The organism is bacterium (assembly GCA_019695335.1).
Taxonomy (GTDB): domain Bacteria; phylum CLD3; class CLD3; order SB21; family SB21; genus JABWBZ01.
Genome location: JAIBAF010000019.1, coordinates 13,479 through 35,448, shown reverse-complemented (window position 1 = coordinate 35,448; position 21,970 = coordinate 13,479). Strand labels below are relative to the sequence as shown.

Sequence of the window (21,970 nt, the reverse complement as noted above, 5' to 3'; positions counted from 1 at the left end):
TTTGCGGGCGCGACGAGGCTCGAACTCGCAACTTCTGCCGTGACAGGGCAGTGCTCTAACCAATTGAACTACGCGCCCGTTTTCCGAAAGCGGCGTAATTGTAATACATTTGCTTTCGAAAATCAAGATATTTTTAGGCTTTTTTAAAATTATGAACTGCTATCCTAATTTTTTGAGGGCTTCATTCAATTCATGATTGATTTCTTTCATCAATTGGTCGGCTCCGGTATTTTGCACAGTTCCCTGCTCTTCTAATTCCGTAAGTCTGCGTTTAGCGCCCTCCACTGTAAACTTTTCTTCATACAACAATTTTTTGATCTGAAGAATCATCGCTATATCTTCATCAGTATAAATCCGATTTCCCGATCGGTTCTTGATTGGTTTGAGTTGATCAAACTCCGATTCCCAATACCGTAAAACATACTGCTTAAGTTCTGTTCTTTCACTTACTTCGCTGATCGAATAATACAATTTTTTAATTTCTTCTTGCATAGTAACACCTCAGAATGTTAAGGCATCAACTCTTTCACTGCAATGGTTGCATTTGAACATAAATTGATAATACAGGTTTTTGCCGTCTCAAGCATGGACCCATGAATTTTGTTTATAATGCTTCTATCGGTTCTATAAACGGCCTGACGAGGCAAACAATACTGATTACCATACGAACTTGTTTTAAATCCTGCGGCTGAATTGTATCCGGAAGCCGCTGTAATTTGCATTATTTTATTGTTAAAACGTCCAAAAGGATAAACCAAATGCCGAACAGCAATATTTAGCCTATTCTGAAGTTCTATTTTTGAATCCAATACTTCATTTTTAATTTCATTTCGTTGGAGCATAGTCAAACTTCTATGGGAGCAGGTATGAGAAGCTATTTCCCATCCATTCTCAACCAATACTTTAAGTTGCTCCCATGTTGCGTGTTTAAATTTATAGCCAAAATGTACATCCCAACTGTTATTTTTTCCAACGAAATCCGTTATAACGGCTATTGTTGCCGTGAAACCGTACTTTTTGAGGATAGGAAAAGCATTTATATATACATTTTCATAAGCATCATCAAATACGATACAGCACCCCTTAATTTTGCTCGATTGATTAAAGCTTTCAGAGATTCCTATACATTGGAACCCCAAGTTGTACAATTCTTTAATATGCAGTTCAAACATGTTTGGTGTCACACTCGATATGCCAAAATCCATCCGATTGTCTATTTTGTGATACACCAAAATAGGAATGTTATTTTGTTCCGGTATGCCCAAATCCACCGTCGCCTCTTTTTGTGTTGTCTAGTTGTTCGGAAAAATCTAATTCTGCACGAATGACAGGGCTAAAAACAATCTGAGCGATTCGGTCTCCACGATGCACTATGAATGGCACAGTAGACATATTGATGAGCAGTACTTTAATCTCTCCTCGATAGTCACTGTCAATGGTTCCTGGAGTATTTATGACGGTTACGCCGAATTTAGCCGCCAATCCGCTTCGCGGCCGAATCTGTCCTTCATAGCCTTGAGGAATTTCCAAACGTAATCCCGTTGGAATGCCAACCACTTCTTGCGAATTAATCGTAAGAAAATCGTCAACATCCGCACATAGATCAAGCCCCGAGCTTCCTTCGGTCATATATTTTGGAAGCGGTACATCTTCTTTGCGATCCGGAGTAAACGATATTTTGATTTTAATTTTTTCTTCCATACTAATCTCAAATTAATACAAAAAAGGCGACCTATCAAGTCGCCTTTTTATTCATTTTGTTTTGTTCAATTTTATTTCACCACTGTTTCTACCGGATGATATTCCAGATTAAAAGCATCGGCAACGCCTTTATAAACGACTTTTCCATCGACCACGTTTAAGCCTAATAACAGTTCTTTGTTATCTTTGACTGCTTTCGTCCATCCTTTATTGGCAAGACTTACGGCGTACGGTAACGTAGCATTGGTCAAAGCAATAGTTGAGGTAAAAGGAACCGCGCCAGGCATATTGGCTACGCAGTAATGAACAATATTCTCAACAATAAAGATAGGCTCTTCATGGGTTGTAGGTTTTGTTGTTTCGAAACAACCGCCTTGATCTACGGCCACATCCACAACAACAGCACCGGGTTTCATCGTTTTCAACATGTCTCGCGTTACAAGATTCGGCGCTTTGGCGCCGGGAATCAAAACGGCACCGATTACTAAATCCGCTTGTTTGATTACTTCTCCGATATTATAGCCATTGGACATCATCATATGCACGTTCTTAGGCATAATGTCATCAAGATACCGCAAACGATATAAATCGATATCGAGGATAATGACTCGTGCGCCAAAACCGGCGGCGATTTTAGCCGCATTCGTTCCTACCACTCCACCACCAATGATCACGATCGTGGCCGGTTCAGTACCCGGAACGCCGCTGAGCAGTAATCCTCGCCCACCATACGTTTTTTCCAAATATTTTGCGCCGGCATGCACGGCCATTCTTCCCGCAACTTCACTCATCGGATCTAATAGCGGCAGTTTGCGATCGGTGCGTTGTACCGTTTCATAGGCAATGGCTACACATTTCGATTTGATAACGGCTTCGGTTAAAGCACGATCCGCCGCAAAATGGAAATACGTAAATACAATCTGGCCAGCCCGTAAGAGTTCATATTCCGGCTTGATCGGTTCTTTGACTTTGACAATCATATCAGCCCGGCCATAAACGTCTTTCGCTGTCGGAACGATTTCAGCGCCGGCTTTAATATAGGCATCATTATCAAAACCACTACCTACGCCTGCATTATTTTCAATTAACACTGTGTGGCCGTTTTTCTTGAGTTCTGAAACGCCGACCGGTAACAATCCAACCCGATTTTCCTTCGTCTTTATTTCCTTGGGAACCCCTACGATCATGCTTGATCTCCTATTTAAACTATGTGTGTATCAGCAGAGTATCGAAACTTGCATCGACTCAACTTTATCCGACAGTGTTGCAGCAACTTCATTGATGTCATCAAGAGTAATATTGTCGATATATTCCGTAATATCAGCAATATTAAGTTTCTTTTTGAGATAAATTTCATTCTTGGCCAATCGTATCATTCGGGTCGATGTACTTTCTAAGCCGAAGAGCAGATTGGCTTTGATTTGCGATTTAGCCATTTTAAGCTCGTTCTTTTTAATCGGCTGACTGGTCATTCTTTTTAATTCATTTTTTACGAGTTCAACTGCTTTATCCAATTTGGTTTTGTCAGTTGACCAGTAAATTCCAAATAATCCGGTATCATACATAAAATCGACAAAACTGTAAATAGAATAGGCCAATCCGTGCCGTTCACGAACTTTTTGAAATAACCGAGAACTCATTCCCCCACCCAAGATCGTATTCAGCGCCAATAACTCGAATTTTTTATTATGCATATACGAAATTTTAATTGGCAGCCCCATACAAATATGAGCTTGAGAAATATTTTTCTCAATCATATCTCGCTCGCCTTTGAATTTACGCAATTGATATTTTTCAAATCCTTTAGGCCAGTAAGAACGGTTGGCTGTATTTTGGCGAAATTTAAATCGTTTATGAACTATTTTGAGAAGTTCATCCTGATTGAAATTACCAGCGACAGAGACAACAATATTGGATGGGACGTAATATTTTGAGTAATAGGCGTCGATTTGTTCTTGCGTGAAATGATCTACGGTTTCCTTAGTTCCAAGTATCCCATGCCCGAGAGGATGTTCCGGAAAAACACGCGAATAGAAATAATCCTGAATAAATTCCTCCGGTGTATCTTCTGTATCCTTGATTTCCTCAATAACAACTAACTTTTCTTTGTCAATTTCTTTCTCCAGAAAAGTCGCATTCGTCACTAAATCAGAAATGACATCGACGGCAAGAGGCAGATCTTCACTCAAGATATTGGCGTAATAACATGTATGCTCTTTACTGGTAAAGGCATTGAGACTACCGCCAACGTTTTCGAGACTTTTGGCTATTTGCAACGGATTGCGTTTTTTCGTTCCTTTAAAGACCGAATGCTCAATAAAATGAGAAATGCCAATGTTGCTACGCTTTTCGTATCGGCTGCCCACTAAAACCCACGCTCCGATCGCAATCGATTTCAAATGAGGCATGTATTGAGAGATGAGCGTAAGACCGTTGTCCAGCTTATGTTTTACATAATTATTGTCATCATACAGTGTTTTTGTACTGAGCAATGACCGCGTCTCTACAAAAGGAGCGGCGATGTGCTTGCGTCTTCTCAATGGAAGCCTTTACTTTTTCGCGTGTTCTTTGTCATGATGATGCGCGTGATCATCGTGACCTTCGCGCTTGATCAGCGCTTTACGGCTGAGTTCGTATTTTGTCTTACCGTCTTTATTGATAATTTCCTGTAAGAGCACTTCAACTTCATCACCCAGCTTCATATATTCATCAACACGCTGAACCCGTTTGTGATCAATTTCTGAAATATGTAATAATCCCTCTTTGCCTGGCAATATTTCGAGGAATGCACCAAAATCGGTTATTTTCTTAACAATACCTTTGTAGGTTTTACCAATTTCGGCATCAGCAGTAAGGCCTTGAATTAATCGCACTGCAATTTCACTACCTTCAGAATTGACCGATGCAATTAAGACCGTACCGTCTTCAGCGATATCAATCTTAGCCCCTGATTTCTCTACAATATCTCGAATTGTTTTTCCACCAGGACCGATGACTAATCCGATCTGATCGACTTTGATCTTCAAGGTTGTAATCTTCGGAGCGTAAGGCGAAATATCCGGTTTAGCTTGGGCAATGGTTTGTTCCATTATGCCCAAAATGTGCATACGGCCATCTTTGGCTTGTTGCAAAGCTTCACGCATAATTTCAGCGGAAATACCTTTGATTTTAATATCCATTTGGCACGCAGTGATACCTTTACGCGTACCGGCTACTTTAAAATCCATATCGCCAAGATGATCTTCATCACCAAGAATATCGCTCAGAATCGCATAACTATTATCTTCCTTGATCAGCCCCATCGCAATCCCTGCGACCGATGAACGAACAGGCACGCCGGCATCCATTAGCGATAAGGAACCGCCGCATACTGATGCCATTGAACTCGATCCGTTGGATTCAAGAATATCGCTCACAACGCGAATGGTGTACGGAAAATCAGCCTCGCTGGGCAAAACAGCTTTCAACGCACGTTCCGCCAAATTCCCGTGACCGATTTCACGACGGCCAGGCCCTCGAGACATCTTTGCCTCGCCAACTGAATAACCGGGAAAATTATAATGTAACATGAATCGTTTCGATGTTTCACCATCAACACCATCGATAAATTGCTCGTCAATTTTTGTACCCAACGTCGCTGAAACCAAAGCCTGTGTTTGCCCGCGCGTAAATAAAGCCGAGCCATGCACCCGTGGCAATAACATAATATCACAGGAAATTGGACGGATATCGATCGTGCGGCGTTCATCTAACCGGCGCTTCTCTTCCAAAATCATTCGACGCATATCGGCATACTGCAGATCATCAATAATTTTCGGAATAAATGCTTCAACTTCCGGGTTCGTTTCTTTGAATTGTTCTATCAAAGAATTTTTTAACTCTTTCAGTTTGCCGTTTCGTTCTGCCTTGTCGATGATACGGTCTGCGGAAGCTACGACAGGTTTAGCAATCGCAACGATTTTATTCATAAGTTCCTTGTCGAGCGCCGGAACTTCGAATGTACGCTTAGGTTTATTAACTGCTGCAGCTAATTGTTCCTGCAACGCAACAATGTTTTTTATAACAGAATGAGCATGCTGAATAGCGTTGAGCATATCATCTTCAGAAATTTCCTGTGACTCGCCTTCCACCATTGCAATAGAATCTTTCGTTCCGGAAACAACGATATCCATATCGCTTGTTTCCAATTCTTTGAACGTTGGATTAATGACGAATTGCCCATTGATACGGCCTACACGAACGGAAGCAATAGGGCCGAAGAACGGAATATCGCTGACCGCTAATGCAGCAGACGCTCCGATACCACCCAATACGTCAGCATTGTTTTCCTGATCGCTCGAAATAACCTGAACGTTAACGATCGTATCGAAAATATATCCTTCAGGAAACAACGGGCGTATGGGCCGGTCGATTAATCGGCTGCTAAGAATTTCCTTTTCACTCGGACGGCCTTCACGTTTAAAAAAGCCACCAGGTATTTTACCGGCCGCAAAAGCGCTCTCACGATAATCGACTGAAAGCGGGAAAAAATCCGCACCTTCTTTGGGTTCTTTACTTGAAACTACCGTGGCCAGCACCATCGTATCGGCGTACCGTACAATCACCGCACCGTCTGCCTGTTTTGCAACACGACCGGTTTCAATGCTTAACACTTTACCGCCGATTTCCATTTCTTTTTTGAAAATCATTCAAACTCCTACACTTTACTCTCGCAAAGATTTTTATTATAAAACGACAAAAGTTAAACATCACAGTTTAACTTTTGTTTTGGTGATTATTTTCTAATACCGAGTTCGTTGATTAACGAGCGATATTTTTCAATATCTTTCTTCGTTAAATACGTCAGCAGCCTCTTGCGCTGCCCGACGAGCTTCAATAGCGATCGCCGCGAACTATGGTCTTTTGCATGCGTCTGCAAATGTTTAGTCAATTCATTAATGTGAGTTGTGAGCAAAGCAATCTGAACTTCCGTAGCTCCGGTATTGTTGGTTGAGCCTCCGTATTTTTTGATTTGCTCAATTTTCATTTCTTTTGTCACTGCCATGATTACGTGATTCTCCTTATTTTTAATAATCGCCAATTATATAAAAAATAAATGTATAAATCAAATAAAATCTTATAAAATCAAATATTTGTAAGCCCTTGTTTTATAGCAACATCGATGTCCAATCGAATAGCCGCAACCAGTTCATCCGGGGAAGCAAATTTTTTCTCATCACGGATACGGTTGCTGAACTCCAATTGAATCGGCCGATCGTAAATATCTTTATCAAAATTCAAAATATGCGTCTCAATCGAAACCGACTGGCCGTTGTAAGTCGGTCGAGTACCGATGTTGGTTACGGCAGGAAACTTTTTTTCATTGAGAATCAGACGTGTCGCATACACACCATTTCGCGGTATCAATTTTTTTGGATGGTCAATTTGTAAATTTGCTGTAGGGATACCAATGGTCCGTCCCCGGCCGTCCCCGCGAATAACAAGACCCGACATTGTATAATACTTACCCAATAAGTCGGCCGCTCGGTTTACATCACCTCCCGATAAGAACTTTCGGATCGTTGTACTATTGACGATAATATCCGACTGTTCAAATGCCTCAACTCTATCAACCGTAAATTCAAGCGATTTGGATAATTCCATGAGTGTTTGATAATTCCCACTTCGATTCTTTCCAAAAGCATGATCGTGACCGATGACGCAATGTTTCATTCCAATGGCATTAATTAAAATTTCTTTAACAAATTCTTCACCGGTTTTTGATGCCATTTGTTCATCAAATTTTACAACAAAAAGCACATCGACGCCTAGCGACTCAAAGATTGCCGCTTTTTCTTCCAATGTCGTCAGAATGTAAATTTCAGGACGGGTCGGATGCAGCACTGTTTGAGGATGAGGTTCAAACGTCACCACGACATTGCGTAAGTTTTTATTGTAACCCTTTAATTGGGAAATAATCTTTCTGTGTCCAACATGAACTCCGTCAAACGTTCCGATTGTCACGGACGACGGCAATTTCATTAACTTATTTATATCTTTAATGAGTTGCATGAACCGATTGGATCCAGTTTTTCAATTCATCTAAAGTCAGCGCATCCGTAATCTGGTAATTGCCTATCATAGTACGCCGAAGATTTTTCACATACGCACCACAACCTATTTGCTGACCTACATCGCGAGCCAAAGCTCTGATATAAGTACCCTTAGAACATTTTATACAAACAGTAACTATTTTCTTTTCAATTTGCAGAATTTTAAAAGCATCAATTCTAACCGACCGCGCCTGAATTTCAACCGATTCTCCTCTTCGTGCTTTTTTGTAAAGCGGCACCCCGCCGACTTTGATTGCAGAATATTGAGGCGGTATCTGTTCGATCTCACCAATGAAATTGTCCAAAACTGATTGCAATTGATCGGTTCCCAAATCGTCCACCGGTTTTTCTTCAATTACTTTTCCGTCGACATCGAGCGTATCGGTCGTTTTGCCAAATTCAAATTCAGCGATATATTCTTTCGAAAGTCCTAAAAATGTTTCGACGAATTTTGTAGCTTTGCCGGTGCAAATGATTAATAATCCGGTCGCAAACGGATCAAGTGTTCCGCAGTGTCCGACTTTTTTTGCTTTACTGATATTGCGGATTTTATTCACAACGTCGAACGATGTCCATGTCGCAGGCTTATCGATCAGAATCGCCGTGCCGGCGTCAAAAAGTTTTTGGTCTGGAATCGTTTGAGAGTACGTCGATAGGGTAATAACGGGAAAATCGAATTTATTCACCGGTTTTTATTTCCCTGAATAATTCGTCCATACGTGCAGAATGGGCTAAACTGTCGTCAAAGAAAAATTTAATTTGCGGAACGTATTTCATGTCGATACGCTCGCCTAATTTAGTCCTGAGAAATCCTTGTGCATGGAGCAGCGTCTCTTTAACCTGTTTCAACTCCGCTTCCGTTCCGGTCGTTACGTAATAAATTTTAGCATATCCTAAATCATCACTTAATTGTACGCCGGTAATGGTAAGGTTTTTCATCCTCGGATCGCGCATTTCAAAATTAATGATCTGTCCGATCTCGCGTTGGATCATTTCTGAAATTCGCCTGGCTCGTTGTTTCATAAAATCTTTCTGGCGGAAGTCGTTAATAAATATCAATCGTTCGTGACGTGATTTCAACATCGCCACGCTGTTCAATCAGCCGAAATATCTCAGAAAAAGTATTGTCAATCATTTTATGTTCATTCGTCACGGTTGCTATACCTAAACAAGCCAATTGCCATTTATCCAGATGATCTACTTCGGCAATTGACACGTTGAACTTATGCATCACTTTGTCTTTGATGCTTTTGACGACAAATCTTTTTTCCTTGAGCGATCCGCTGGAATGAATGAACAGTTCCAGCTTGCATACACCAACTAACATCCGATCACACCGTTAAAGTACGTTTGGTTTCAACACGCTCGTAACATTCTACCACGTCGCCGGCCTTAATGTCATTGTAGTTGTCAATAGTAAGCCCGCATTCAAATCCTGCAGCAACTTCACGCGCGTCGTCCTTAAAACGTTTGAGTGAAGCCAGTTTACCTTCGTGTACAACTTCACCATTGCGCAAGAGCCGTATAGGCTGCGTGCGGTTGATCTTTCCGTCAAGGACATAGCATCCGGCAATAGTTCCAACTTTTGAAATCTTAAAGATTTCACGAATTTCAACAGTTCCGGTAACCTTATCTTCGAATTCAGGTTCAAGCAAGCCTTCCAGCGCTTTGCGAATATCTTCAATGCAGTCGTAAATAATATTGTAGTACCGGATATCGATATTTTCTTTTTCAGCCAATTTACGGGCATTGAGATTCGGTCGTACATGGAATCCTATGATAATGGCATTAGACGCCGCAGCAAGAAGTACGTCGGATTCTGTGATCACGCCGACACCGCGGTGAATAATATTAACTTTCACTTCACCAGTCGACAGACGCTGGATCGAATCGCTGAGCGCCTCGGCCGAACCGTCCACGTCGGCTTTGAGAATAATCGGCAGATTTTCAACCTTGCCTTCACGAACTTGTTTGGAAATCTCATCCAGCGTCATCAGACGAACACGACGATGATCCTGCTCTCGCTTCAATTGTTGACGTTTGATGGCCATTTCACGGGCAATTTTTTCGTTCTTGGTCACTACAAATTGATCGCCCGCTTGTGGCGTACCGTCGAATCCTATCAACTGAACCGGTTGTGAAGGGCCGACTTTTTTGAGCGTATTTCCCCGCTCATCGAACATCGCTTTAACACGTCCTGCAAAAATACCGCAGAGAAATGGTTCACCGACAGACAACGTTCCTTCTTCGACCAAAATCGTCGCCGTGGCGCCCCGACCCTTGTCCAATCGCGATTCAACGACCGTTCCCTTACAACGGACATTGATGGCAGCTTTCAATTCCATCACTTCCGCTTCAAGCAGAATTTTTTCGAGCAGTTGTTCAACGTTAAGTCCTTTTTTGGCAGAAATTTCAACACATTGATATTTACCGCCCCAGTCTTCAACCAGGATATTCTTCTCCGATAGTTGCGTGCGGATACGCGTCGGATTTGCTTCGGGCTTATCAACTTTATTGATGGCAATAATAATCGGTACGTTAGCCGCCTGAGCGTGGTTGATCGCTTCGACGGTTTGCGGCATAACGCTGTCGTCTGCAGCAACAACAATGACAACGATATCCGTAACCTGTGCACCGCGCGCGCGCATGGCTGTAAAAGCTTCGTGACCCGGCGTGTCCAAAAATGTAATTCTGCGCTTATCTTGTAATTCAACTTCATACGCACCAATGTGCTGAGTAATTCCTCCCGCTTCCCCTGCTACTACGTTGGCACGGCGTATATAATCGAGCAACGAGGTTTTCCCATGGTCAACGTGACCCATGATCGTCACGATCGGCGCTCGCGGCTTCATTTCTTTTTCAATCTCTTCTTCCTCTTCTTCCAATTCTTCCGTATCAAAAGCTTCCGCTTTTTCAATCTGGTATCCGAATTCACTGGCGACCAATGTAATCGTGTCCATATCCAGACGTTGGTTGATGGATACGATCAATCCCAGCGACAAACAGGTTTTAATAACTTCCGCAACTTCCACTTCCATGAGATCGGCCAGTTCATGTGCGGATATATATTCCTGCACCTTGAGAATATTGATTTCTTCTTCGGTCGTTTCCATTTCTTCAGCTTCACGTTCAGCCCGTTTGCGTTTTTTGCGTAACTGGCGTTCTTCACCGAGTGTTTTGGAATCTTCCATCTTCGCCAGAGTTTCACGAATGGCGGCCTCAACGTCTTTTTCGTCGATTTTGGTTTTTTTACGTTTTTTCTTTTTGTGGCGTCCGGATTTTTCTTCAACCGCTAACACATCCGGTTCATCATCGCCTTTTCCTTTTTTCTTTTTCTTATTCCGTGCGTCGCCGCCTGTTTCGTCCTTCATGGCCTGACGTTCCAACTGTTGGCGAGCTTTCTCAAATGCATGTTTAAATTCTTCAATTGATTTTTGCGACGACTTAAGTGATTCAAGCAAGTCGACTTTTTTCTTCCCGATATCGACAACGGCTTCTTTTTTATCCGTAGTTTCATCCGTGCGCAAATCAGTTCCACGTAAGGGCACTCCGACACGATGATCAATCTTAACATCGGTTTTAGTCTCAGCTTTGACTTCCGTTGCAATTTCAGCAACCGGCGTTTCCTCTTTTTCAGATTCAAGCGTTACCGGTTGAATTTCTTCAATGGGAGTAACCGGCGTTTCTTCTTTCGTTTCGACAGCCGTTGTAGGCTGCTCGAAAAGCGTCGGCTGTTCTTCTTCTTTCTTATCTTTTTTCTTCTGTTTTTGATAACTTTCGGCGTGTTTCTTCTCTTTACTGAAACGTGCCATGATTTTTTCGAGCATCTCATCGTCCACAGCACTCATGTGGCTTTTCACGGATTTAAATCCGTTTTTCTGGAGAAACTCGATAATCTCCGCATGGCCGACCAGCAGTTCTTTAGCTAACTGAAAAATCTTTTTACCTGTTTTCGCCATATAATTTTGACAATCTTCTTAGAATGTTTAAGAACTTATTCTTTAACTTGTAATTTGTTCAACGTACTGATGAGTTTATTCATGGATTTATCCGAAACACCTTCTACTTTCTTTAAATCATCCGTATTAGTAATATCGCCGAGCTTAACAAAACCGGCTTCGGCGAATTTTTCAGCGGCCGCTTTGGCCACACCTTTAATGTCATTGATCAATGTTTCTTCTGTAATCTCTTCCTCGCTCATCTTTTCGTCTTGAACGACTTCTTCGTCCATAGCGTTTTCTTGTGTTTGATCAACTTCTTCCTCGGATACGACTTCGTCTTCTGATATTTCAGTCGTTTCTTCTTTTTCTTCGGTATCAGCACTCAATTCGGAATATTTGATAGTCTGGATTTCATAACCGGTTAGCCGCGAAGCCAGATTGATATTTTGTCCATGGCGTCCGACGGCAATCGACATTTCATCATCATTGATCACGGCAAGCGCTTTGCGATCATTGCTGTCCACTTCGATACGAAGCGGTTTGGCCGGACTCAAAGCGCGGGAAATTAAAATTTCGGGATCGGAATTCCAGCTAATAATGTCAATTTTTTCGTTGTTCAATTCTTTAACTATCGCCTGAATACGAACGCCTTTCATGCCGACACAAGCTCCAACAGCATCAATACGTTTATCATTTGAAAAAACGGCAATTTTAGTGCGTTCACCCGGGTCGCGCGCAATAGCTTTGATTTCGATAATGCCATCATAAATTTCCGGTACTTCATTTTCAAAAAGCCGGATCAAAAACATCGGTTCTGAACGCGATACTATGATACGTGGACCGCGAGGATCATCGACTACTTCTTTGATGATTGCGCGGATAGTTTCACCGCGCTTGTAGCGTTCGTTGGCTATTTGTTCGTTTTTCGGCATCACGAGCTCGGTGCGTTCGAAACTAACATAAATCTCATTCCGGTTGATCTGGCGAATTTCTCCGACAACGATTTCTCCCATACGGTTAGAAAACTCATCGAAAAGAAGTTTACGTTCAATGTCGCGGATTTTTTGGTTTAGCGTCTGTCGGGCGTTGATAATCAAGCGACGGCCGAAACTCGCAGGATCGACGACGTCAATAAAATCATCGCCCACTTCCATTTCCGGTTCAACTCGGCGGGCAGCGTCGATATCAATTTCCATAATCGGATCGTTAACTTCTTCTACGACTTTTTTAGTCTGGTAAATCTCGATGGCGGCCTTTTCCAAATTGATCACAACGTCAAAATTGTCACTCGTTCCGTATTTTTTCTTGATCATCATTTTGAAAATGTCTTCGATGATCAGATTGAGCTCGTCCTTTTCAATATTTTTTTCTTTGGCAATTTGCGAAAACGCATCTACAATTTCAGTATTGTAGTTCATATTTCCTCCGGTTAATTCGCGATATTTAAATTAAAATTTCTTACCATTGCAACTGAACGGCGGCGTTTTTGATTTTGTCTAGCGGCAGTTCTAAAATTTCTTCGGGATCTTTTTTTCTTTTCCCGGGAAGCAATATATATACAATGCCGTTTTCGTACTTATCTAATTTACCTGTGACATGTGCATCAATGTTTTGCCCATTAACGTAGTCAATCGTCAACGTGCGGCCTGTGTTTTTACGAAATTGCCAGTCTTCCCTGAGCGGCCGATCAACACCGGGTGATGACACTTCCAGAATATAATTTTCAATTAGATTTTGAACATCAATTTCCTGTGCAAAATCTCGGCTAAAATCCTTGCATTGATCGATAGTAATGCCTTGTTCACTATCAATATATGCCCTTACTAAAAGCCGTTTGCTAACCGGTTTGACCATTAATTCTACCAATTTAAAAGGAGTCCCGGTCAATCGATTTTCAATAATTTTAAGAATCGTTGTATGGATATTATCCATTTGTTAACTTTAAATTTACATGATATAAAACAAAAAAGTGGGTCTTGCGAACCCACTCCGTAATAGGAAAAGAAAGCTTCGGAATATAATAAACACAAATTCGGTTTGCAAGGGAAATTTCTTCTTAAAGGCAAAAATGTTCTTGCATTTCGATTGCTGAATTTCTACATTACGCGCGTCCAAAAATGAACTAATTTGGGGACATAGCTCAGTTGGGAGAGCGCAAGGCTGGCAGTCTTGAGGTCAGGGGTTCGACCCCCCTTGTCTCCACTTTTGCAATGCAAATCGACAATGACCAATGAATAATTTCGTTGGTCATTTTTTTATGCTTATTACGAACAAATATATTTTATTAGCATGTTAGGAAAAATCGCCTAAATTCTTTGACATCACTAAGCCCCCATTTATTACGACCCGCTGAAGGATAATTTTTCCTATGAACTTTATCCTGCTACTCCTTTTCATTTTGTTTCTTCCCATTCATCTTTTTAGTCAATCGTATTCCCCACTTCCTTTCATCCGCAACTATTCCGCCAACGAATATAAAGCATCGCCATACAATTTCTGCATTACGCAATCGTTGGATGGGCGTATGTATTTTGCCAACACGCATGGAGTGTTGGAATATGACGGAGCGCATTGGCAGGTCTTTCCCAATGCTAATGTTTCACCTATTCATTCGCTGGCTTGGGATTCATCAGGGCGTTTACTGGCCGGCGGAGAAAGCGAATTTGGTTACTATTCATCGGAATCGGGCTCATTGCACTATACCTCGTTGACTGCGTTAGTGGATTCGGTTGACCGCGATTTTCTCGAAGTCTGGGACGTCGTTGTAATCGGGCATGATGCTTATTTTCAGGCTTCAGGGAAAATTTTAAAATGGTCGGGACAAACCATAAAAACGATTCCTGCCTTAAGCCGGCTCTTCAACATCTTTCAGATCCACGGTCAACTGTGGTCGAGTCAGGCCGGACGCGGTTTAGTCCGATTGGATGGCGATTCTTTAAAATTGCTGCCCGGCGGTGAAGCATTCGCCAATCTCCGCATCTCCAATGGACTCGCGATCGATTCCGATCGCGTATTACTGACAACGCGTGAAGGAATTTTCGTTTATCAAAACGGACAGGTTACCCGTTTTAAAACTTCGAACGATGATTTGATGCGCCGTGCAAATACTTACCGGCTTACTCTGTTGACCGGCGGCCAAATTGCCGTCATGACTATCCGTGAAGGTGTGATTATTATGAACTCCAGCGGCGTCATTACCGATATATACAATTCAGCCAGCGGACTGTCCAACCAAACCACTGTGTTCGGATATGAAGATCGCCAGCGAGGATTATGGGTGTGTAATCAAAGCGGTTTAACCCGTATAGAAACTGGGTCGCCGTTTAAAATGTATTCCACAGCTTCAGGCTTCAAACATTATACGTATACCATTGCAGGCGGAGGAAATGATTTGTACGTCAGCACCGAAGCGCCTGTGTATATCCTCCGCAATGGTGCCATGACGCAATTTCCCGCGATCAAAACACGCGCTATCGGCATAATTTCGAGAGGCTCCTCCACCTTGATCGCTACGGCCGACGGCATTTATGAAATATCAAACGGAAGCGAGCGATTGATTTTCAATGAAAGTACTAAAACGCTTTACAACTCACCTACTGATCCTAATGTCTTGTACGCAACTCTGAGTGAGGGTAATTTGGTAAGGTTGACAAAAACCGGCTCCACTTGGCAATCCGAACGAATAGCCGAATTTGTAGCCGATGCGAGATTGTCCATGTTGGAAGACGGTGAATATTTATGGATCGGCACTTCGGGCAATGGTTATTTCAGAATACATATTCCATCGCGCCGACTGGAACATTTCACTGAAAAGAACGGATTGCTACGATCAGGCAATAACCAAGTTACCGCATTCGAAGGGCGACCCGCTTTTGCAACTGATTTAGGACTGCTCCGATTCGATTCAACTGCCCAAATGTTTTACGAAGATTCCGTGTACGCACAACTGGGTTTTCGCGATTCGTCACAAGTTTTCCGTGCGGAAGAAATCGGTGATAAACTCTGGATGTTCGTCAGTGATACGCTAGGATATGCTCAGAAAGATAACAACGGCCGTTGGCGATGGTACCCGAATCTATTTTACAGAATCCAGTCCATGGGTGCTGTGTTTAATTTTTATTCCGATCGCGACAGCATTATGTGGATCACGTCGGAAGGCGGGCTAATCAGAATTGATTTAAAAAGAATCAACCTTTCGGTGCCGTCATATTCCACCCTGATCTCCGGAATCGTTATTGATAATGAGCGCTACAATTTTCATGAGCATTCATCCAATCTTATTCCATACGGATTCGGCAACATGCGTTTTCTATTCACTGCGCCGGTCTACGACGATGAGTCTCAAAATCGTTTCCAATTCTACATGGAGGGATTCGACGACACGTGGTCGGACTGGATGTATGAAAATCAAAAAGACTATACCCGGCTTTCAGAAGGTCAATATACTTTCCACGTTCGATCTAAAAATATTTACGATAACATCGGCAATGAAGCGGTTGTGGCATTTCAGGTTTTGCCGCCATGGTACAGAACGGCATGGATGTACAGTGTGTACATTTTGATAATCGGCGGATTCGTATATGCGGCCGCACAATGGCGTTCGCGACAACTGCTTGAAGATAAACGGCGGCTTGAAAAAATTATCGATGAGCGTACCGAAAAAATCCGTGAACAGGCCCAACGGCTCGAGGAATTGGATCAAACCAAATCTCGCTTTTTTGCCAATATTTCACATGAATTTCGTACGCCTTTAACATTGATTATCGGTCCGCTTGAAGATTTTTTAAATCAAACCGACGAACATTCCGGCGCATACAGAGTCATGCTGAAACACGCGCGCCGTTTACTCAGGCTTATTAATCAAATTCTCGATATCGCTAAACTTGAAAATCGAAGCATGCGGTTGACCGTTGCCCCGGTCGATATCCATTTTGTAAAAGCGATCGTTCAATCCTTCGCTTCTCTCGCCGATCGAAAAAACTTAACGCTCGAATTTACCGAAAAAATCAACGGATCGATTTATCCCGTCGATCAGGATAAATTCGAAAAGATCATCTATAATCTTGTTTCGAATGCCATCAAATTTACTCCTGCCGGAGGGCGTGTAGAGATTGCTTTAAGTGAATGGCCGCCTGACCGGGAATTTCCATCCGGAAGCCTTGGTTTTGAAGTATCCGATACAGGAATTGGCATTCCGTCCGACCGGGTCGATAAAATTTTCGACCGTTTCTATCAAGTAGATGCGACCATTTCACGCGATCAAGAAGGAACCGGCATCGGTCTCGCTCTGACGAAAGAATTAGTCGAACTTCATCACGGTAAGATCAGCGTTCAAAACAAGCAAAGTATCGGTACGCGTTTTATAGTTCAATTGCCTAAAAACCTTTCCGACTATCAACCGAATGAAATTACAGAGACTCCAACTTCGGGCACCCAGCCCGGTGAATTGGAACACAGTGTTTTGGAAACATCTGCGAACCGTATTGAAACGGTTCCTTCCGCCAACAGTGAATTGATTTTGATTGTAGAAGATAATCCCGACGTTCAGCATTATATCGGCGAACATTTATCGTCTTACCGGATATTGTACGCCAAAGACGGCAATGAAGGTTTGGAAATTGCCGGGCGAGAGATTCCCGATCTCATTGTCAGCGACGTCATGATGCCTCGAAAAGACGGTTATGCATTTCTTCGGGATCTTCGTGCCGATCAACGAACCAATCATATTCCAGTCATTTTGTTAACCGCGCGTGCCGATCGCGATCATAAGCTTGAAGGATTAGAAATTGGCGCGGATGAATACATGGTCAAACCTTTCGATTCAAAAGAACTATCCGTGCGTGTCCGGAACCTGATCGAACTCCGCCGGCAATTACGCGAAAAGTTTTCAAAAAATTTCTTCGATCCGGTAGGTTCCAAAGATATCCAATCGGCTGACGAACGTTTTATTCAGAAAATCTGCGAAGCGATCGATCACGAAATGACCAACCCCGATTTTGGCGTGGAGGATCTCGGTAAAATCATCGGCCTCAGCCGATTCCAACTCAGCCGCAAATTAACGGCCATTACTGGGCAATCTCCGACCGAATTTATCCGGTCTATGCGGCTTAAACGCGCCTATCACCTTCTCAAAAACAAAACAGGCAATGTTACCGAAGTTGCCTATGATGTCGGATTCAATAATCTTTCCTATTTTGCCAAATGCTTTAAAGATCAATTTGGCACCAATCCCTCGGATATTTAGCCTCGTTTACCCTCTTAAACTCTTTTTTTTCAATTATTGCACAAATTTGTCAAACTTCAGCACCAGTGTGTTAGAGCGCGTAAGCCTTTTTGTTTATGTTGGAAGTGACCCGGGTCCCATTTCATATCCAACGTGTAAGCAAAAGGAGGACGTATGAAGTTTGTATCGCTGATGTGTACGATTCTGATGATCGGGCTTACTGTTCCCGATATACGAAGTCAGAGTCTTGATCAATTTTGGAATCATGAGTTCGCACAGGAAGGTGTGAACGGTCCTGTGCATGCAGTTTTGTATAACCCGACGAATAAGATTTTGTATGTTGGCGGCGAATTTACCACCGCCGGCGGTGTTCCTGCGAAAAATCTCGCTCAATGGGACGGATGGACCTGGTCTCAAGTCGGTGGAGGTGTTGACGGTACAGTACTGAGTTTGGCAAAGGATGGTGTCAGTACGACCGGACTCTATGTCGGCGGAGGTTTTCACAATGTCGGAGGTTCGCCGGCTAATTATTTGGCTCATTGGAACGGTTCATCGTGGAGTTCGCCCGGCGGCGGCTGTAACCAAGCTGTTTGGTCCATGTTATTTTTTTCAGGCGATCTGTACATTGGCGGCGATTTTACAACAGCCGGTGGTGTCAGCGCATCCCATATTGCGCGTTATTCGGGCGGCAATTTCTATGCGATGGGCAGCGGATTTAATAATAATGTAACGGCCATCGAAGCCGTGGGTTCAACTATTTATGCAGGAGGAACTTTCACGCAATCCGGAGATTCAGCGACAGCGAATATTGCGCAATGGACCGGTACCGCATGGCAGAAAGTCGGCGGAGGAACTAGTGGATTCGTTTTTGCACTCGAATCCGATGGTACGAATTTGTATGCAGGCGGTACTTTCCAGTTCGCCGGAGGCATTTTGTGCAATAATGTCGCCAAGTGGAACGGCAGTTCGTGGTCGGCTTTTAATAATGGCGTCAATGGCAGCGTATATGCTTTGCTCTATTCTTATTCTGAACTTTACGTTGGCGGATCTTTCAATGCAACCGACCATTTTGGCAATCCCGTTCAAAATTATATCATCTGGTCATCATCCGAATGGTCAGCCTATCGCGGATATGCCAATAATGCTGTCCGTGCCATTACTTTGAGAAACGACTTACCCGTCGTTGGCGGAGACTTTACACAATTCGGACTTTATACATCGACAGGCTCGTCACCTTCTAATCATTTGGCCATCTATAACTCAAGTTTATACGAATACACTCCAATTGGCAAAGTATTGAATTTATATGTAGATGCGCTCGCAGTCACCCCTACTGCTCTATATGTTAGCGGACTTTTTAATGCAATCGGCGATTCGGCATTCCGCAAAGTAGCAAAATGGAACGGAGTTACATGGGAACCGCTAGGTTCTGGGATCAACTCTACCTGGGGCCAGGCAAGAACATTAGCTACGCACGACAATGACGTCTATGTTGGAGGTTATTTCGACCAAGCTGGTGGAAGTTCGGCCGGAAACATAGCAAAATGGAACGGTTCATCGTGGAATAACATGGCCGGAGGTGTTAATGGAGGCGTTCAATCCATTAAATACGATCCGGCTTATGAGTATATCTACGCCGGAGGGTATTTTACGTCAGCCGGCGGAGGAGGTGGAAAATATATCGCAAGGTACAACGGTACAAATTGGTCTGTGTTGGGATCGGATGACCTTGATTCCGCAGTGGTGGCATTGGATGTTGACCTTGACAACGGTGATGTTTACGCCGGTGGCTTATTTACTACAGGCGATGGCAAGACTTTAAATCACGTCGCAAAGTGGAACGGAGCATCTTGGTCGAATCTAGGCGCAGGAATTGACGGTCCTGTTTACGCCGTTAAGTATGTCAGACCCTATTTATACGTAGGCGGGCAATTCACACATGCAGGCGGTGTCGAAGCCAAAAATATAGCACGATGGAATGGATTCACATGGGAAGCTCTCGGAAGCGGCATCGGCTCCGATCCCGATGACGTCGTACGGGCCATTGAAGCCTATAGCGAATATATCTACGCCGGAGGTCGTTTTGGTATAGCCGGAGGTATAGCCGCTTCCGGTGTTGCTCGATGGGACGGTCATCAATGGTCAGCCATGGGCAGTACATCCGATCCGTACGATAATCAGACCGTCGTCACGATTGCTGCAGGGAATTACGATATCTATTTTGGTGGAATTCAAAGCCGAATGGGTGGACAAATTTCTCACCGCCTCGACGTTTTTACTAATGTTCCTCCGATTCGCTATACGACGGCATCGGACAGAACATTGGATGAAGATAGCGGAACGGACACGCTTACGGCCGCACCAGCTATTGAAGATCCCGATCCGGACCTGCTCACAACAAGCGTGGTCAGCAGCCGTCCTTCACTTGCTACGGTTGAACTTCATGGATCGAGAATCTTCATTACTCCGGCTCATGACTCAAGCGGCGTACTTCAGGTATATGTAACCGCCACCGATCCGGCCGGACAATCGGCGCGCGATACGTTCTCCGTAACGATCACGCCGGTAAACGATCCGCCTATTTTGGTCGGTTATATTGACAACAAGGCCTACGTCAAAAATTTCACCAAAACGTTTGTGGCCAAACTTTCATCGATGGTAACCGATATCGACAATGCGCCGGCCAGTTTCAGCTATCAAGCCGTATCGAAACAATTCAAAGTCAACACGACCATCTCCAATGATACGCTATACCTGAGCGGCGCTAATAATCAAACCGGGTTGGATTCGGTTTGGGTTCAGATCACTGACGGGCAATATTCTGTATATGATACATTTACAGTTAATATTTCTGCGGTCAATACGCCGCCCCAAATTGTCAGCGCGATCAGGGACACGAGCTTTTTTGTCAATACGGTTTCGCCGCAATTGATCGGTTATTTGTCGTTCATATTTCAGGATACAGACGGCCCCAGCCCTCTCGCCTATTCCGTATTTACCAATGGCGCTGTAGGCGCTTCCATTGCTCACGACAGTCTTTTGGTTAATTTCGGCGAAGCCGGTTCCGGCCAAATCGTCGTGCAGGCAAGCGATGGATTGAATGCGACCACGGACACTTTTACCGTCAGCATCATTGACAACGTCGCACCGACGATGTTTCTCCGCGCACTCGCCTCGCCTGTACTCAATCGTGTGCGGTTTGTTTACGGCGGTAATGAACCGCTTAGTGGCGCGAACGTAAAAGTCAATAACGTCACACTAACAACAGCCGTCAATAATTCACTGTATTTCTCCGATTATGACGTTACAAGCGCCGGTAATCTCACCGTGATCGCCGTCGGAACTGATCTCGCCGGCAACGACGGTCAGGCTACGCGAACTTACCAAGTGACGCATCTCGGCAAATCCGTAGTATTCGGCTCATTCAATATCGAAACGCGCGGTTCAGGATACCTCTTACTCACCAAAACATCCGTTGAGATTCCTGAAAAATTCCGTCCGTTATCGGAAGTTGTCGAATGGACATCGGGTAATACCGGTGAAATGACCGTTACGGCTGTGTATACATCGGATGAATTGGACGAAGCTAAGATTGGAATTTATGAATTCAAAAACGGTGCGTGGAATTACGCCGGCGGCGAGGGTCACGACGGTCATGTGACGGCTAAAGTCACCGGTCAGAATTTCGCCGTGATGTACAATGCCGATCACGACGTCATGCCCAAAGATTTTGCGCTCGAACAAAATTTCCCCAATCCTTTTAATCCGACGACCACGATCCGGTATAAACTGGCCACTCCGTCGCACGTTCAGATCATTGTTTATAATCTTCTCGGACAGCAAGTAACCAAATTAGTCGACAACGATCTGCCGGCAGGTTCATTCCAGGTTTTATGGAACGGCAAAAATCAATTCGGTCAGTCGGTATCGAGCGGTGTGTACCTTTATCGCCTGCGTGCCGGCGGCCGCGTGGTGCAAACTAAAAAAATGACGATGATCAAATAGGAGAAACG

At 43.6% G+C, this 21,970-nt stretch carries 16 protein-coding genes and 2 tRNA genes; 3 read left to right on the top strand and 15 right to left on the bottom strand.

Features of this window, described 5'->3' with window-relative positions; genetic code table 11:
- Nucleotides 1-4: 4 nt before the first annotated feature.
- The 15 genes from K1X84_06940 to K1X84_06870 form a co-directional block, all read right to left on the bottom strand.
- Nucleotides 5-78, bottom strand: a tRNA-Asp gene (locus tag K1X84_06940).
- Between the two features lie 81 nt (nt 79-159).
- Nucleotides 160-492, bottom strand: a complete 333-nt coding sequence (locus K1X84_06935; GenBank protein MBX7151357.1) for a MerR family transcriptional regulator — start codon at nt 490-492, stop codon at nt 160-162.
- Nucleotides 493-509: 17 nt separating this feature from the next.
- A complete protein-coding gene (locus K1X84_06930) occupies nt 510-1,271 on the bottom strand; it encodes a polysaccharide deacetylase family protein (GenBank protein MBX7151356.1) in 762 nt (253 codons plus the stop codon).
- Nucleotides 1,243-1,701 carry a dUTP diphosphatase gene (gene dut, locus K1X84_06925; protein ID MBX7151355.1) on the bottom strand — a complete coding sequence of 153 codons (459 nt, stop codon included), beginning with the start codon at nt 1,699-1,701 and terminating at the stop codon, nt 1,243-1,245. The genes K1X84_06930 and dut overlap by 29 nt, the downstream gene beginning before the upstream one ends.
- A 71-nt stretch (nt 1,702-1,772) precedes the next feature.
- Nucleotides 1,773-2,888, bottom strand: coding sequence for an alanine dehydrogenase (gene ald / locus K1X84_06920; GenBank protein ID MBX7151354.1), 1,116 nt, complete (start codon nt 2,886-2,888; stop codon nt 1,773-1,775).
- A 30-nt stretch (nt 2,889-2,918) separates the two neighbouring features.
- Nucleotides 2,919-4,241 carry an insulinase family protein gene (locus tag K1X84_06915; GenBank protein ID MBX7151353.1) on the bottom strand — a complete coding sequence of 441 codons (1,323 nt, stop codon included), beginning with the start codon at nt 4,239-4,241 and terminating at the stop codon, nt 2,919-2,921.
- A gap of 9 nt (nt 4,242-4,250) precedes the next feature.
- A complete protein-coding gene (gene pnp, locus K1X84_06910; GenBank protein ID MBX7151352.1) occupies nt 4,251-6,389 on the bottom strand; it encodes a polyribonucleotide nucleotidyltransferase in 2,139 nt (712 codons plus the stop codon).
- 86 nt (nt 6,390-6,475) lie between these two features.
- Nucleotides 6,476-6,745, bottom strand: a complete 270-nt coding sequence (gene rpsO / locus K1X84_06905) for a 30S ribosomal protein S15 (protein MBX7151351.1) — start codon at nt 6,743-6,745, stop codon at nt 6,476-6,478.
- An 80-nt stretch (nt 6,746-6,825) separates the two neighbouring features.
- Complete coding sequence (locus K1X84_06900) at nt 6,826-7,752, bottom strand: bifunctional riboflavin kinase/FAD synthetase (GenBank protein ID MBX7151350.1); 927 nt, start codon at nt 7,750-7,752, stop codon at nt 6,826-6,828.
- Nucleotides 7,739-8,428: a tRNA pseudouridine(55) synthase TruB gene (truB, locus tag K1X84_06895; protein MBX7151349.1), complete on the bottom strand. Its 690-nt coding sequence runs from the start codon at nt 8,426-8,428 to the stop codon at nt 7,739-7,741. The genes K1X84_06900 and truB overlap by 14 nt, the downstream gene beginning before the upstream one ends.
- Before the next feature lie 43 nt (nt 8,429-8,471).
- Nucleotides 8,472-8,816, bottom strand: coding sequence for a 30S ribosome-binding factor RbfA (rbfA, locus tag K1X84_06890; protein ID MBX7151348.1), 345 nt, complete (start codon nt 8,814-8,816; stop codon nt 8,472-8,474).
- Nucleotides 8,817-8,838: 22 nt separating this feature from the next.
- Complete coding sequence (locus tag K1X84_06885) at nt 8,839-9,120, bottom strand: DUF503 domain-containing protein (GenBank protein ID MBX7151347.1); 282 nt, start codon at nt 9,118-9,120, stop codon at nt 8,839-8,841.
- Between the two features lie 4 nt (nt 9,121-9,124).
- Complete coding sequence (infB, locus tag K1X84_06880; GenBank protein MBX7151346.1) at nt 9,125-11,752, bottom strand: translation initiation factor IF-2; 2,628 nt, start codon at nt 11,750-11,752, stop codon at nt 9,125-9,127.
- A gap of 35 nt (nt 11,753-11,787) precedes the next feature.
- A complete protein-coding gene (gene nusA, locus K1X84_06875) occupies nt 11,788-13,152 on the bottom strand; it encodes a transcription termination factor NusA (GenBank protein MBX7151345.1) in 1,365 nt (454 codons plus the stop codon).
- 40 nt (nt 13,153-13,192) lie between these two features.
- Nucleotides 13,193-13,666: a hypothetical protein gene (locus K1X84_06870; protein ID MBX7151344.1), complete on the bottom strand. Its 474-nt coding sequence runs from the start codon at nt 13,664-13,666 to the stop codon at nt 13,193-13,195.
- A gap of 197 nt (nt 13,667-13,863) precedes the next feature.
- On the opposite strand from K1X84_06870, the gene K1X84_06865 reads away from it, so the two are divergent.
- From K1X84_06865 to K1X84_06855, 3 genes are all read left to right on the top strand, one after another.
- A tRNA-Ala gene (locus tag K1X84_06865) sits at nt 13,864-13,936 on the top strand.
- Between the two features lie 166 nt (nt 13,937-14,102).
- Complete coding sequence (locus tag K1X84_06860; protein ID MBX7151343.1) at nt 14,103-17,978, top strand: response regulator; 3,876 nt, start codon at nt 14,103-14,105, stop codon at nt 17,976-17,978.
- Nucleotides 17,979-18,131: 153 nt separating this feature from the next.
- Nucleotides 18,132-21,962, top strand: coding sequence for a T9SS type A sorting domain-containing protein (locus K1X84_06855; protein ID MBX7151342.1), 3,831 nt, complete (start codon nt 18,132-18,134; stop codon nt 21,960-21,962).
- The last annotated feature ends 8 nt before the right edge of the window (nt 21,963-21,970 follow it).

Coding starts and splice junctions, on each gene's coding strand:
- K1X84_06900 (MBX7151350.1), bottom strand. CDS start 7,752: ATGCAACTCATTAAAGATATAAATAAGTTAATGAAATTGCCGTCGTCC.
- K1X84_06885 (MBX7151347.1), bottom strand. CDS start 9,120: ATGTTAGTTGGTGTATGCAAGCTGGAACTGTTCATTCATTCCAGCGGA.
- rpsO (MBX7151351.1), bottom strand. CDS start 6,745: ATGGCAGTGACAAAAGAAATGAAAATTGAGCAAATCAAAAAATACGGA.
- K1X84_06860 (MBX7151343.1), top strand. CDS start 14,103: ATGAACTTTATCCTGCTACTCCTTTTCATTTTGTTTCTTCCCATTCAT.
- K1X84_06870 (MBX7151344.1), bottom strand. CDS start 13,666: ATGGATAATATCCATACAACGATTCTTAAAATTATTGAAAATCGATTG.
- pnp (MBX7151352.1), bottom strand. CDS start 6,389: ATGATTTTCAAAAAAGAAATGGAAATCGGCGGTAAAGTGTTAAGCATT.
- K1X84_06935 (MBX7151357.1), bottom strand. CDS start 492: ATGCAAGAAGAAATTAAAAAATTGTATTATTCGATCAGCGAAGTAAGT.
- ald (MBX7151354.1), bottom strand. CDS start 2,888: ATGATCGTAGGGGTTCCCAAGGAAATAAAGACGAAGGAAAATCGGGTT.
- nusA (MBX7151345.1), bottom strand. CDS start 13,152: ATGAACTACAATACTGAAATTGTAGATGCGTTTTCGCAAATTGCCAAA.
- dut (MBX7151355.1), bottom strand. CDS start 1,701: ATGGAAGAAAAAATTAAAATCAAAATATCGTTTACTCCGGATCGCAAA.
- rbfA (MBX7151348.1), bottom strand. CDS start 8,816: ATGAAACAACGAGCCAGGCGAATTTCAGAAATGATCCAACGCGAGATC.
- infB (MBX7151346.1), bottom strand. CDS start 11,752: ATGGCGAAAACAGGTAAAAAGATTTTTCAGTTAGCTAAAGAACTGCTG.
- K1X84_06855 (MBX7151342.1), top strand. CDS start 18,132: ATGAAGTTTGTATCGCTGATGTGTACGATTCTGATGATCGGGCTTACT.